The organism is Leptospira biflexa serovar Patoc strain 'Patoc 1 (Paris)' (assembly GCF_000017685.1).
Classification (GTDB): Bacteria; Spirochaetota; Leptospiria; order Leptospirales; family Leptospiraceae; genus Leptospira_A; species Leptospira_A biflexa.
On the sequence record NC_010602.1, the window covers coordinates 2,106,099 to 2,120,220 of the forward strand.

Here is a 14,122-nt window from a genome sequence, read left to right on the forward strand (position 1 = left end):
TTCATTTAATTAAATTTAATTGATTCCAAACTTTACGAAAGGCTGCAATTAATAAGTTTATTTCTTCATCGTCCAGAGCAAAACCGCCAAAATAAAAACCAATGTAACTCTTATCTTGGAGGTTCTCGGCAATAGGGCAGATTCCTTTTTCATAAGTAACTTTACTTGTCTCACCAGGAGAAATCCATGGAAAACCCGATTTACCATAAGCAATTCTTTTTTGGTACATGGGAAGTAGATGAATATTTAAATAACTCGGCCTTAAACTAGGGATTCCCTCTGCAGTTAAAACCTCAATTAACTTCTCTCGAGTAACACCTAACGAATCAAAATCAACAATCAAACCATACATATAATAAACGTGCGTACATCCTTCTAATGGCACTGGAAGTTTTAATCCTTTTAAATCTTTCAAACCCTCGTTTAAAAGTGCACCAGCACGAATCCGCTGTTCAGCAATTGAAGGTAGTTTTTTTAGTTGTTCAATTCCAATTGCTGACTCAATTTCTCCCAATCTAAAATTAAAACCAATCATATTCGAGATATCAATTTCACCTTTGGGACCGACTACTGCCTCCGCATGATTTCGTATCAATTGCAGTCTTTCTGCAATTTTTGCATCTGCAGTAACACAAACTCCGCCTTCTCCAGTATGGATATGTTTATGGTAATTCAAACTAAACACACCAATATCTGCGTTTGTACCTACTTTTTTTCCCTTATACATTGCTCCCGGAGCTTGTGAGGCATCTTCAATTACTTTTAAACCGAATTCTTTCGCTATTTTCAAAATTTCAGTAAGCTGAGCCGATTGACCAAAAATATCAGGTACAACAATTGCTTTCGTTTTTTTTGTGATCAATGACCTAATTTTTGTTGGATCAATATTAAAATTATCAGGATTGATATCAACAAACACTGGTATTGCATTCCAAACTAAAATAGCAGTGGCAGAAGCACACATAGTCCAAGGACTTACTAAAACCTCGTCAAAAGGTTCTACACCAACGGCTCCTAAGGCGGCTATTAAACCGGATGTTGCTGAATTTACACTTACTGAATACTCTATTCCAAATTCTTTGGACCAGTTGGATTCAAATTCCTTTACTTTCTTACCACCGAAAAAGTCTTCATGCCAAGAACCATAGAATCGAGACAATTCACCAGATTGCAAAACAGATTGAACCGAATCAATTTCCTCTTTTCCAAAGGAAATATATGGTTTTAATTCTTTATTAATAGTTTTTTTGCCACCTAAGTAAGCTAACTTTTCCATTTAATTCATTCCTTCCATATTCGAACATTGAGAGAAAATTTGATCTACTACTAACTGAGTATTTAACGCAGAACTACCGTCTGATTCACAATCAATTTCATTTTCCAAATAATTATACAGTGCATCCATTGTATACCACTGGTATCGATTGAAATCGGTAGTTACAAGCTGACTATTGAATGATTTGATTTTATAATCTTTAAATACAGAACTTGTTTCAACGGGAAAATATTCTATCTTTACTCCACCTTGTTGGTAATTGATGATTCCCTTCTCAGTTAAAAACACAATTTCCTTAACTGAAAAATCATCTTCATTCCCTGCCATAAAGTACGCATCCAATCCGTTTTCAAAATGGAGAAGAAAATCCGGTTCGAGATCTGAATTTCCCAAAACATTTCCAACTTTAAGCACCTTACAATAAGTAGGTTCTCCAAAGAAAAATGATAACAGATTTATGAAATGGGATCCGTTATTCAAAACACCTTTAGAATAAAATACTGAGACTTTTCGAATTCTCCCAAATTCATTTCTATCAAATTTTTTCTTTAATTCTACATGTCCTTTTTCAAAACGACGTATAAAGTTTACAATTAGTAGACATTGTTTTGACTGGGCTTTTTTCACCATTTCATCGGCATCGTATATACTATCAGAAATTGGTTTTTCACAAACAATGGCTTTCGGCCCGAGGTCTATTAATTCATCAAAAATAGATTTGTGCAATTGACTTGGAACACAGATAGATATGACATCTGGATTATATTTTTTTAATTCGGAAACAGTTTCAAAAGCAGGTGATTTGTATTTGGCACTGAATTTCTCCCGAAGACTGCCCAAGGTATCAACACCAGCAACCAAGCGAAATCCATTGTGTTGGAAATAAGCGGATGTATGTGTTAAACAAATATCATTTCGATCAATATCCTGATCGTAATCGAGACCCTGACCGATACTACCAAGCCCTACTACTGCAGCTGAGTATTGTTTCAATTGAGACCTTTTCTCTTTACATCCCGGTTTATATCAAGCCAAGACTCCTTCTCCTTGATTAGCGCAACGATGTCTGCACAAGAAAAATATGGATTTTTTTCATAAAAATATTCTATGATTTTTTTGATTAACTCATAATCAGAAACCTCATCCAAAGTTACCGCAAGTTCTGGCCAATAATCCAAATAAGATGACACTAAATGAACTTGTTTGAACAAATCGGGATTTTGTCTGATATGTCTTGTGACATGTTCCCTATCTAACTTGTCTTCAGTCATACTGAAAGATTTTTTAAGAGTATCTAACGAAAAAACTTGTGTATCCATTCCAATGGGATAGGAACGTACGATTACATTACTTGCATAATCACATGGATTATGTAAATATAATTGTATTGTTTGATCGACCACAGCTGGATCAATAATAGGACAGTCTGCTGTTATTTCGACAATGACATCAGCCTTAGCAGATTCTCCTGCACCTACAACTCTGGACATAACATCATCTTCACTTCCCCGAAAATAAGAAATTCCCTCAATTTTGGCAAAATCGATTAAAACATCATCCGTTTTGTTTATTGTCGTGGCTAAAACAATTTCATCAATTGAAGGAACCATTCTCAACCGTTGCACTAAATAATACAACATTGGCTTATTGAATACTTCCTTTAATACTTTCCCTGGTAATCGAGAGGAAGTCATCCTTGCTTCGATCGTAGCAACTATTTTAGTTTTAGCCTTTTCCATAAATTAATCCAATAACTCCCATTTTACGGCGGTTCCAACGGTAACATCGTGTTTCAGTTTTTTGCCAATCAATTCTTCTGCATACTTCGGAGCCAAGCCATATCCTGGACGTATTCGACGAATATCTCCCTTTTTAACCGTATCCCCGGCTTTCAAATCTTTGATAAAATATAGGGATCTTCTAAATACTAAATTTGCTTCTTCTGCAGGTTTTCGATCATAACCTGCTACACCTAACGCAAGCCATGCGTCCTTTGTTTCGCGGCATAGGGCATATAGTTCTTCAGGGGTGATAGAAAATTCAGAGTCCGGCCCCTTCTCAGATCGATCGATAATGAAGTGTTTTTCGATAACAGTCGCACCTAAAGCAACTGACGTAATGGAAGCCGTATTTGTTAGGGTATGATCAGAAAGGCCAATTTGAACCCCAAATTTCTCTCGCATATCAGGGATCGTTAGCAAATTTGATTGATCTATCGGAGCAGGATAACTGCTGATACAATGTAGCAAAATCAAATCCTTACACCCTCCACTCCTTGCTGCGTCCACCATCTCTAGTATCTCTTGATAATTGGCCATTCCAGTCGACATGATCATAGGCTTTTTTGTAGATGCTATATAACGAATCAGAGGCAAATCAGTTGCTTCAAAAGAAGCAACTTTATAAGCGGGGGCATTCAAATCTTCGAGGAGGTCAACAGCTGTCTCATCAAACGGAGTAGAAAATATTGTGATTCCAATTTTTTTTGCATAATCAAAAATCTCTTTATGCCATTCAAAAGGAGTTTCTGCCCATTTATATAGATCGTATAGTTTATATCCATCCCAAAGACCACCGTGAATCTGGAAGTCTTCTTTATCACAATCAATTGTCATTGTATCAGCAGTATATGTTTGAATTTTGATTGCATCTGCACCAGATTCTTTGGCGAATTTAATAGTTTCCAATGCACGTTCAATCTTACCATTATGATTAGCCGAAAGCTCAGCGATGATATAAGGAGGAAATTCTTTCCCAATTTTTCGTTGATTAATTGTAATTGTATTCATAATTCTTCTTTCAAAATAAAATCTACGTTAGCTGATAGTTTTCCATCAAAGTATTTTGCTTGGTTAAATTTCAGTTGGTACTTTCCAAAATTAATATGCGCATTGGGGTAACCATCAGCATCTAACATCCTTATAAAATCATAAATTTTTTCTAATTCCAATGTTTCAGGCAATTCGCTCTCTTCTGGTTTCCTGCGCTTAAAAATGACTGGCTCTCCTTCTTGTGGAGTCTCCTTCGGTTCATTCGTTACAAATTCAGAAATCATCTTCCAAGTCAAAGCAGAAGTTCGGGTATAAATTTCTTCTGCGGAACCTTTCAAATCTAACGGAAGTTTCATATACACAGGACCTGTATCCAATCCCTTCTCCATCCGAAGTGCTGTTAGGACTGTTTCCTTGTGGCCTCGAATGATTAAATTTTGCAACGGAGATCCACCTCTTCCATACGGTACATCTGTCATATGAAAACAGATACACTCATACTGGTTAAGAATCCGCGGAGGAACTATCCAGCGCCAATGTGGGAAAAAAATGTATCTTGGATTCGAGTCTGCAAGTACAAGATCTAAACTCTCCGGACTATCTACAAATTTCCATTTACCAGGGATTAACTTGGATTCATGTTCGAATAGCTCGCGATTCCACTTTCCCACCGCTGCAACAATATATTCCATCATTTGAATTATCGAATCAACCTACCGACAACAAAGGCTTCTGCAAAGGAATAACCAATATTAGCCCCTCTCCATTTTCCTAAGGCTTCAATTGCTTCAATCGAGCGTGCATGTGGGAAAGGTCTCATTTCTGATTCATAAATGGAAAGGGCATTTTTTTTCTTTTCCATCTGCTGCAAACTAAGTTTATAATAAACATTTGGTTGGAAACTGCCAAAGTTAGGCGAAATTTGCCATTCCGTGCTAGAAGCAACTTCAAAGAAAAAAAGTTCCTCAACTACTTGATTCGGATAAACTCTGCAAGCAGTAACAACTGCATCGTTTGTAATACGGTGGTCGACATTTAAATCATTTCCAAAATGAGTAAAAATTACTGAAGGCCCAATAACATCAATTTTTCGTTCAACTACCTTAATCACATCTAAACGATCAATTGAATCCATTCTGTTGTCTGGGAAATCATAAAGTTCAACAGTTTTAACACCGAGTGAAAGATTTGCCTTGTTTGCATCATTCGATAACGAATTTAATTCCGATAGTTTAGATTCCCTATCACGTTTAATTTCTCTACTAGTAAGGCCTTCAGCAAGAATCAAAACATGTACGTCATGTCCTTCTTCGGCTAAACGAGCCATTGTTCCACCACAACCTAAAACTTCGTCATCGGGGTGAGCTGCGACCACTAAAACCTTCTTTTTATTCATATACGAATTGTAAGTCTCCGTTGCCTAGTTTGGTTTCTTTAAATCCTATATTTTGAAAAACTTTTGCTGATATTAAATTTCCCTCTTTTACTCTAGCGACAACTCTAATTGATTCTTTAAATTGTGATTTAAGATTTGTAATACCTAACCTTACAATGGCATTACCAAAACCATTTCCTCGGTATTTTTTATCAATAGAGTAGTCGATTTCGAAAAATTCTCCATTTTTATCAAACCGAATTTGACCAGCTGCCTCACCATCAACTTCAAATATATAAATTATTGAATCAGGGTTTTGTAACTTTTCAGAAAACCAATTTTTATGCTCCGACCATTCGATTTTTTTGGAATGGAAAGATGCATTTCTTACTTCAGGTTCATTGGCCCATTCGAATATAAGTTTGCAGTCATCTTCGATAGCTGGCCTAACAATTAGATTCAGAAAAATCTCCAATTCGATCTAACTTGCATATATCGGCTATTAACGCAAAAGATAGTAATAAACAAAAAAGAATTTTCCAAGAAGAAAGTTTAATTCAAAGTCATTCAATTCGCTTAGTTTGAAAACAAAACTTTCCATCCCATCATCCATACTAGATTCGCAGATTGCATTGGCTGGCATCACTGCTTGATCGCCCTTCAAAAGAATTCCCTTAAGAAAGAGAGTATCAGGTATTACAATTTTACACTGTTCATAAAAATTAATTCCCGTAAATTGAAGTTCAGCATTATTTTGGTTACTGAAAACGATCGCAGATCTAACACCATCATTCAAACCTTCCTTAAGCCTCCTATCCCCATCTGTTAATCTTTGTCCCTTCTTCCAGAATAGGGTTAATCTATTTACTTCATCAGAATTGAATTCAAATATTTCTGAAAACTTTATACCGAGAAATCCCTCGCCTAGAGTTTGAATTTTTTGTTTTAAAATTTCACGATTCATTTTATTTTCTTAATTCTTTTTATTAATTTTTGCTTTCTGTTTTCGAGCTTTATTACAAATAAAGCATTAGATATTCTTTATAGTTCTTTTTAATTAAATGATACCATTCCGATTTTTATCGGAATTTTTAACGATTACATTTTTTAAATATTTCAATCAACATATTTTCATCGATTTTGAGTAGTTAATAAGTTATGAATTATACCTATAATTTCGACTGGCTGGGTAATTTCTGGGATACCTTGACACTCAAAAAATCCCCGAATATTTCCTAACTGATTTTCAAATGTTTTAATCATCACCATAGGAACACCGCATCGGTCTAATTCATAAGTCGTTTGTCCACCTGCTGTAATTGCAAAATCCATGGTTAACATCAAATCACGCATTTCCAAAGCAGATAAGTTCTTATAGAAAAAAGTTTTTGAATCCGATAAAGAAGCTAAGTTTTTTTCGTTTGAAAATCCCGGCCCGATGATCAAGTGTTTCTCTAATTCGGGAAATTCTTTACAAAGAATATTCAAAAATGCTTCTGAATATAGATTTGGATCCGCTCCCCCTAAAGTAATCAATACCTTAAGAAGAGGAATGTTTCTTTTGGGAATTACAAACTCATCGCGGAATGGTTTCCTTAAAAGAACTTCCTTTTTTCCAGTGAGAACCTTATATTTTGATTTATCGTATTCAATAAATAAACCAGGATAACCAGGATTTAAAATGGTACTCCCAATTGGATAGGGAATCCGATTGTTATCATCAATACAAATCAACTCATCAGATTGTTTCTTTAATTCTTCATAGATAGAAAAAGGAGCTAAGTAAGAATCGATATAAATGACTAAACCTTTACTAGCTTCTTTTATCAAAAAAGAATCCAGTAAACTTCGAAGATTATTTAAATCCTTCCAGTTCTCTTTGTAGATGAGACATGGGTAGAACCAATCAGGAAATGATTCATCTGTATGGAGAACAATCCGAACATCGACATTTCCTTTTTCCAAAAGTATTTCAGCTAGCGCAGTGCATCTTCCTAAATGACCAAGGCCCGTTGTCAAAAGTGCTTCAGAAAAAATTAGAATCAATTGAGCCGTTTAAATCCTGTATGACAAACCGGACCATCAAGTAGGGAAATAACATCACGCCCATTTTCACATTCCCCTATCAGCTTAAATATTGGATCAATGGTTTCAAAATAACCATCAACAACTGTTTGTTTGTGTTCCATACAAACGTAAACGGAATTTGCTGCTAAATATCCTTTTTTCAACATCTCTTGAGTAATCAATGTTTTGTATTCTAAAGTATTTTTGCTATTGATCGTAAATCCAGAAAGGGCTGGCATTCCCCATACTGAAAGATTAACATTATACTTTTTTGCCAAAGCCAACCATCGGTCTCTGATATGGATACCCATATTCGTTATATACTCCCAAGATTTTTCCTTTTCCATAACTTCTAAAGTTTTTAACGCTGCCGTTGGTCCAATACGTTCCGTCCAAAAAGTACTGCTGATAAATGTTGATTGAGCTGACTCCATTACTTCACGCCTCCCAATCACTGCTGTAATCGCATATCCATTTCCTATGGCTTTTCCAAACATTGCAATATCAGGTTCAACTCCGTATATTTTATGAAGTCCACCGAAGTTTTGGCGAAATCCAGATGTACACTCGTCAAATACCAAAACAATGTTTCTGATAGTGGCTAATTTCCTAACTTTTTCAAGAAACTGATCCTCTGGACCATGATTTCTAGATACTTCCATCACGATCACACCGATATCTTGGTTATTTACAAGAGTCTCTAATTCTTGAAATTGGTTGTAATTGAAAGGAAAAACTGTACCTGTTAGGTTCTTAGGAACTCCTTTCGGATCAAGACCTGGCAGTAGGTGGCCAGACAATCCGTCATCCTCCGATAAATTTGCAGAAAGATACCAATCATGCCATCCATGATACCCACAAATAGCTATTTTATCTTTCCCTGATGCCGCGCGAGCAATTCTAATAGCGATTGCATTTGCTTCACCACCAGTTCTTGCAAGCCGAACCATATCTGCCCATGGATGGATCTCAATTAACTTCTCAGCAAGATAAACTTCTTCAGGACAATTGAAGGTGGCCATGTTACCATTCTCAATATTCTTTTTAACAGCCTCATCTACCTCTGGGTGTCCATATCCTAATGTATTAGTTCCAATCCCCATAATAGACATGTCGATGTATTCTTTTCCATCCAAATCCCAAACGGAGCAGCCCTTCGCCTTACTAAAGTAAGAGGGCCATTGGTCAGGTAAAAACATCTCTGATCGTTTCGAAAGTAACATGTTTCCACCAGGAATAATATGTTTTGCCCTTTTCCAAAGCTTTTGTCCCGTCCCCAAATTTTGCCCCTCATTGCGAATGATTTTGTTATTCATTAAAAATAAATCAGGATATTTTGTTTTAAGCTTTAAAACATCTAACCAACTAAAATCTAATTTAGGATGAAAATGGTTAAATATCTTTGAGATCAATTGAAAGTCAGCAGGCTCGTCTACAGTCCAACGTTCTGTTGAATGATCCTCAGAAAAAACTAGATTTGATTTTTTAAACGAATCTGATTCACGAATATAAGGTGTTACGTGTTCGCGTTCTCTATCCAAAGTGGCTTCCCTGTATGCTCTTTCCAAAGCTGCAAAAGAAAAAACTTCTGTATCTAGTCCATCTGGATAAGTAGGAGGATTAATGTTTGAACAATAATCAATGCCACCTTTCAAAAATTCGGAAATTACTTCATCGACAACGTTGGGATCGATGAGTGGACAATCACCAGTGACACGAATCACTACCTCTGCCCCAGCTTCCTTTGCGGCGAAGTAATATCGTTCTAACACATTCTGTTCACTTCCACGATAGACAGTATACCCGAGTTTCTCTACAAGATTCTGAAGAGGGTCATTTTCTTCTTTAGTTGATGTAGCAAGTATTATCTGATTGATTTTTTTGGATTTTGACAATCGAGACAATAAAATCTCAATTAATGGTTTTCCATTTACTTCCTTCATTACCTTTTTCGGTAACCTTGTGGATCCCAATCTTGCCTGGATAATAGCAATTACTTTCATAAATTTCCTGAATCGTATTTAATATAAGTGCACAATCTATTTATTGAAGATTATAAACGTTTGAGTTTATAATCTTCACGGGTAAGCCCAAGAAGCACTCCATCAACATAACTTCCATTTGAATAAAAATGATTTTTTAATAATCCTTCTTGACTAAATCCATTTTTTTCAAACGACCGAATTGAACCGAGATTAGGAGAATAAGCTCCAGCTTTCACCTTGTGCAAATTTAATGTATTAAAGGCAAAATCAACGACTAAAGAAATTGATTCAGAACTATATCCTTTAAACCAGCAATCCTTTTCACCAATAAACAAACTAATATCCGCAAATCGGTGATACCAATTTATTGGTCCAAGTTTAATATTTCCAATATGGCGATTGTTTTCCTTCTCACATATTGCCCAAAGAATCTCATTTGTGCTGCCCTGTTTTGATTTTACAAAATCTGCAATTACATCCTTAGATTGTAGAAGAAATCTTGTTTCTATATATTGATTAATTTCTGGATCGCTTAACCAGGAATAGTAGCGATCTCCAACATCTTGTACCTGAAGATCCCTGAGATAAATTTTATTTCCTGTTGGGTATTTTACACTCATTTGAGTTTCCATTTGGAAGGATTGGTAATACTCTCGTCAAAAATTGCAAATTTAGAATAATCGATTCCTTCGAAATTTTTTCCGGAATGATAGGAATCGATTATTTCTAATAGTTGTGAAATATTGTTAATACCCAATATTGCAAAATCTACTTGCTTAATGGATTTGATAAAATTCAAAGAAGCTTCGAGCATTGTAACGCCCCTACTTCTCAACATTTCCTGACATTCTTGGATATGATTTTTTACTGATTTAAAATAAGCAGGCAATTCAGTGGATGACATTAATGCCAACCCCTGTAAAAATACAGATCGAACATGTATTTCAATATCGATTTCTTTCAACTTTGACAAAAATCCATTTTGCAGAAAGGAATGATCATAAATATTTAATGGAAACTGGATGATTTCAATCGGATATTTTTTTAAAATTTCTTCCGTTTGATTGAGTGAGTAAACAGAAACTCCAACTTTAGTGACTTTGTCTTCTGATTTAAGTGATACTAATTCATCCCATAAATAACCAGAATTTTCTTTTAATAGATCGGAAGAATCATGAAACATCAAACCGTATACTTTATTTAATTTCAAACGACTCAGCGATTCTAAAAAACTTTCACGAATTAATTTTGCGTCATCTTTAGTAAATGCAGTATTCCCAAACTTTCGAGTTTTTGTAATTACATCAAAGCCATTCAGTTCTTTTTGATTTTGACCAAGAACAGATTCGCTATCTCCATATAAATAAGCAGTGTCTAACTTTCGAATTCCTAACTCAAGTGCCTTATTTAAGATTAAATTCACTTCGGCTTGATTTGTTTTTCCCGTTTGGTTCGATACCCCATAATCCATACCGAATTGGACAGTACCTAATCCAATTTTCATGAACCAAGGCATACCTTTAAAGTTTCAACAACTTTATCTTGTTCTGAATCCTTTAAATCAAAATAAACCGGCAAACTAATAGCTGCCGCATAATACTTCTCTGACGCAGGGAATGAACCTATTTTAAAACCTAATGATTGATAATATGGTTGGGTATGTACTGGAATATAGTGAAGTTGGACTCCTATTCCATTTTTTCTTAAATCTGAAAAAACTTCTTTATGGCTTTTTTTACATTTTGACTCATCAATTTGAATCACAAATAGGTGGTAAGAAGAATAGTTTTTAGTTAATACAGTTGGCAACTTTATTGAAAAATCTTTTAGAAGAATATTGTATCTTTCCGCAATCTGATTTCTTCTTAAAACAAATTCATCGAGTCTTTTTAACTGTGACAATCCAAGGGCTGCCTGTAATTCTGTTAACCTGTAATTATAACCTAATTCCAATTGCTGATAATACCATTCGCCATCAGACTCTTTTGTCATTAGATCGGGATTTCTAGTTATCCCATGTGACCTAAGCCGAATCAAAAGATCATATAAATCTTTCCGATTCGTTGTAATGACTCCACCTTCACCCGTTGTAATAATTTTTACAGGGTGAAAACTAAAAACACACAAATCAGAATATTCACAACTACCAACAGGCTTATCATTATACTTTGCTCCTACCGCATGTGAAGCATCCTCGATTATATGAAACCCATATTCTTTTGATAATTGATAGATTTCTTCCATCTCACAGGATTGACCACTAAAATGTACAGGAAGCAAAACATCAGGAACTTTTCGTTTTGCTTTTGCCTCGACTAACTTTTTCCTCAATTCATCGAAAGAGATATTATAGGAATTGGGATCAATATCAACAAAATCAACCTCTGCACCTGTATACAGAACAGAATTGGGGGTTGCAACAAACGTATTCGGAGATGTCCAAGCTAATTTACCCTTACTAAGACCTAAAGCCAAACATGACAAATGAAGAGCAGCAGTTGCATTAGAAACACTAACCGCATATTTTGCATTACAATAACCAGCGATAGCTTTTTCAAAATCTTCGACAACTGGACCTTGCGTTAAAAAATCAGATTTTAAAACTTCAATTACCGAATTTATATCTGCTTCATTTATATTCTGTTTGCCATAAGGAATCATAGTCAAACCAATCCAGCACTTACTTTCGAGGTGATCAGATTACGGATTTCTTCCACACTTAACCATTCGTGATTTTCTCCACTATTATAACGAAAGTTTTCCTTACAAAAATCCCCGTTAAACTTCTTCTTAAAATCTTTGACATCCCATGAAGTTTTAAACGAAGGCAGAATGACAAAATATTTGTCGAACTCTAGCGTACTCAATGCATCCGTTTCCGTAATCATCTCCTCATGTAATTTTTCTCCCGGACGAATTCCAACTATCCTTGTTTCTAATCCAGGAGCCACTGCTTCTGCTACATCTAAGATTCGATAGCTTGGAATTTTAGGTACAAAGATCTCTCCTCCCCACATATTTTGTAGAGCATAGAATACCAAATCCACACCTTCATCTAACGTAATGTTAAAACGAGTCATCTCAGGATGAGTAATTGGCAAGAATCCTTTTTCTTTATGCTTTTGAAAAAAAGGAATCACTGAACCACGTGAACCCATAACATTTCCATAGCGAACCACAGAAAATTTAATATCATGATTTCCCTTATAAAGATTTGCAGCAATAAAGAGTTTATCACTACAAAGCTTAGTGGCACCGTACAAGTTGATAGGAGCTGCTGCTTTATCTGTGGAAAGTGCGACAACATTCTTCACACCTTTTTCAATGCACGATTCAATTAAATTCTGAGCACCCAATACATTTGTTTTGATTGCTTCAAATGGATTATACTCAGCAGCAGGAACTTGTTTTAACGCTGCTGCATGGATTACGGTATCAATCCCTTCCAAAGCATAAAGGAGTCGTGATTTATCTCTGACATCGCCAATAAAAAACCGAATTTGTGGGTATTCATCACTAGGGAACTCCATAGACATCTCATACTGTTTTAACTCATCGCGAGAAAAAACAACTACACGTTTTACATCTGGATATGCTTTGATCAATCTTGTTATAAACCTTTTTCCAAAAGATCCCGTTCCACCAGTTACTAATATCGATTTTACACTCATCTCTTATTCCCTTACCTTTCAATTCCACCATTTTGCAGGAAATCATCATATGCCAATCGAATTCCTTCTCTCAACTCCACTTCGTGTTTCCAACCCATTCTATGTAATTTAGAAACATCCAATAACTTTCTAGGCGTTCCGTCTGGTTTTGTTAAATCAAACGTAAGTTTACCATGATAACCCACTACATCTTTGAGAGTTTCGGCAAGTTCCCGAATGCTCACTTCAATCCCAGATCCAACATTTACATGTTCTCCACCACGAGATTCTTGAAACTCACTGTAGTTTTGCATCAAAAAAACACATGCCCTTGCCATATCATCCGAGTACAAAAACTCGCGAAGTGGATTGCCCGTACCCCAAATGACTACTTCAGGAAGGCCATTCACCTTTGCCTCATGAAACCTACGAAGTAATGCAGGTAAGACGTGCGAATTTTGCGGATGATAATTATCACCGGGTCCATAAAGGTTTGTTGGCATCACTGAAAAAAACTCGGTGCCGTATTGTCTATTGTAACTTTGGCACATCACAATTCCCGCAATTTTTGCCACGGCATATGGCTCATTTGTCGGTTCAAGTTTTCCATCTAACAGTTGACCTTCGTCCATAGGTTGCTTTGCAAATTTAGGGTAAATGCAAGAGGAACCTAAAAAACATAGCTTTTTGCCCTGATATCGATAGGTTGCATCAATAATATTATTTTGGATTTGTAAGTTTGAGAATATAAACTCAGCGGGGTAGGAATTATTTGCATGGATTCCACCGACTTTGGCTGCGGCAAGGAAAACATATTCAGGGCGTTCTTTTTCAAAGAATTGATTCACTTCTAATTGGTTCGTTAAATCAAGTTCACTTCTGGTTCTACCAATCACATTGGTAAATCCTTGTTGTTTTAAGACTCGGACCAATGCGGAGCCTACGAGTCCATTGTGCCCTGCGACATAGATTTTTGAGTTTTTTTTCATACTGAAAAC

The 14,122-nt window shown here is 35.8% G+C and carries 15 protein-coding genes; all 15 read right to left on the bottom strand.

What is annotated here, in order from left to right:
- Position 1: 1 nt before the first annotated feature.
- Positions 2 to 1,276: a DegT/DnrJ/EryC1/StrS family aminotransferase gene (locus LEPBI_RS09995; protein WP_012388996.1), complete on the bottom strand. Its 1,275-nt coding sequence runs from the start codon at positions 1,274 to 1,276 to the stop codon at positions 2 to 4.
- Positions 1,277 to 2,269: a Gfo/Idh/MocA family protein gene (locus LEPBI_RS10000; protein WP_012388997.1), complete on the bottom strand. Its 993-nt coding sequence runs from the start codon at positions 2,267 to 2,269 to the stop codon at positions 1,277 to 1,279.
- Positions 2,266 to 3,015 carry a cytidylyltransferase domain-containing protein gene (locus LEPBI_RS10005; protein ID WP_012388998.1) on the bottom strand — a complete coding sequence of 250 codons (750 nt, stop codon included), beginning with the start codon at positions 3,013 to 3,015 and terminating at the stop codon, positions 2,266 to 2,268. The genes LEPBI_RS10000 and LEPBI_RS10005 overlap by 4 nt, the downstream gene beginning before the upstream one ends.
- A gap of 3 nt (positions 3,016 to 3,018) precedes the next feature.
- Complete coding sequence (pseI, locus tag LEPBI_RS10010; RefSeq protein WP_012388999.1) at positions 3,019 to 4,065, bottom strand: pseudaminic acid synthase; 1,047 nt, start codon at positions 4,063 to 4,065, stop codon at positions 3,019 to 3,021.
- The gene (locus tag LEPBI_RS10015) at positions 4,062 to 4,742 is read right to left on the bottom strand and encodes a formyl transferase (protein ID WP_012389000.1); all 681 of its coding nucleotides are present in this window, start codon (positions 4,740 to 4,742) and stop codon (positions 4,062 to 4,064) included. Before LEPBI_RS10015 ends, pseI begins: the two co-directional genes overlap by 4 nt.
- A 5-nt stretch (positions 4,743 to 4,747) precedes the next feature.
- Entirely contained in the window at positions 4,748 to 5,443 is a 696-nt protein-coding gene (locus LEPBI_RS10020; protein WP_012476302.1) for a PIG-L deacetylase family protein, read from the bottom strand.
- Entirely contained in the window at positions 5,436 to 5,897 is a 462-nt protein-coding gene (locus tag LEPBI_RS10025; protein ID WP_012389002.1) for a GNAT family N-acetyltransferase, read from the bottom strand. The genes LEPBI_RS10020 and LEPBI_RS10025 overlap by 8 nt, the downstream gene beginning before the upstream one ends.
- A gap of 27 nt (positions 5,898 to 5,924) precedes the next feature.
- Positions 5,925 to 6,386: a hypothetical protein gene (locus LEPBI_RS10030; RefSeq protein ID WP_012389003.1), complete on the bottom strand. Its 462-nt coding sequence runs from the start codon at positions 6,384 to 6,386 to the stop codon at positions 5,925 to 5,927.
- Between the two features lie 167 nt (positions 6,387 to 6,553).
- Positions 6,554 to 7,468, bottom strand: a complete 915-nt coding sequence (locus LEPBI_RS10035) for a glycosyl transferase (protein WP_012389004.1) — start codon at positions 7,466 to 7,468, stop codon at positions 6,554 to 6,556.
- Positions 7,465 to 9,492 (bottom strand): aminotransferase class III-fold pyridoxal phosphate-dependent enzyme, encoded by a 2,028-nt coding sequence (locus tag LEPBI_RS10040; protein WP_012389005.1) that lies wholly within the window; start codon positions 9,490 to 9,492, stop codon positions 7,465 to 7,467. Before LEPBI_RS10040 ends, LEPBI_RS10035 begins: the two co-directional genes overlap by 4 nt.
- A gap of 50 nt (positions 9,493 to 9,542) precedes the next feature.
- Complete coding sequence (locus tag LEPBI_RS10045; RefSeq protein WP_012389006.1) at positions 9,543 to 10,094, bottom strand: GNAT family N-acetyltransferase; 552 nt, start codon at positions 10,092 to 10,094, stop codon at positions 9,543 to 9,545.
- The gene (locus tag LEPBI_RS10050; RefSeq protein WP_338033408.1) at positions 10,091 to 10,990 is read right to left on the bottom strand and encodes an aldo/keto reductase; all 900 of its coding nucleotides are present in this window, start codon (positions 10,988 to 10,990) and stop codon (positions 10,091 to 10,093) included. Before LEPBI_RS10050 ends, LEPBI_RS10045 begins: the two co-directional genes overlap by 4 nt.
- Positions 10,975 to 12,135: a UDP-4-amino-4,6-dideoxy-N-acetyl-beta-L-altrosamine transaminase gene (pseC, locus tag LEPBI_RS10055; RefSeq protein WP_012389008.1), complete on the bottom strand. Its 1,161-nt coding sequence runs from the start codon at positions 12,133 to 12,135 to the stop codon at positions 10,975 to 10,977. The genes LEPBI_RS10050 and pseC overlap by 16 nt, the downstream gene beginning before the upstream one ends.
- Positions 12,136 to 12,137: 2 nt before the next feature.
- Positions 12,138 to 13,145: a UDP-N-acetylglucosamine 4,6-dehydratase (inverting) gene (gene pseB / locus LEPBI_RS10060; protein WP_012389009.1), complete on the bottom strand. Its 1,008-nt coding sequence runs from the start codon at positions 13,143 to 13,145 to the stop codon at positions 12,138 to 12,140.
- A gap of 11 nt (positions 13,146 to 13,156) precedes the next feature.
- A complete protein-coding gene (fcl, locus tag LEPBI_RS10065; RefSeq protein WP_012389010.1) occupies positions 13,157 to 14,113 on the bottom strand; it encodes a GDP-L-fucose synthase in 957 nt (318 codons plus the stop codon).
- Between the last annotated feature and the right edge of the window lie 9 nt (positions 14,114 to 14,122).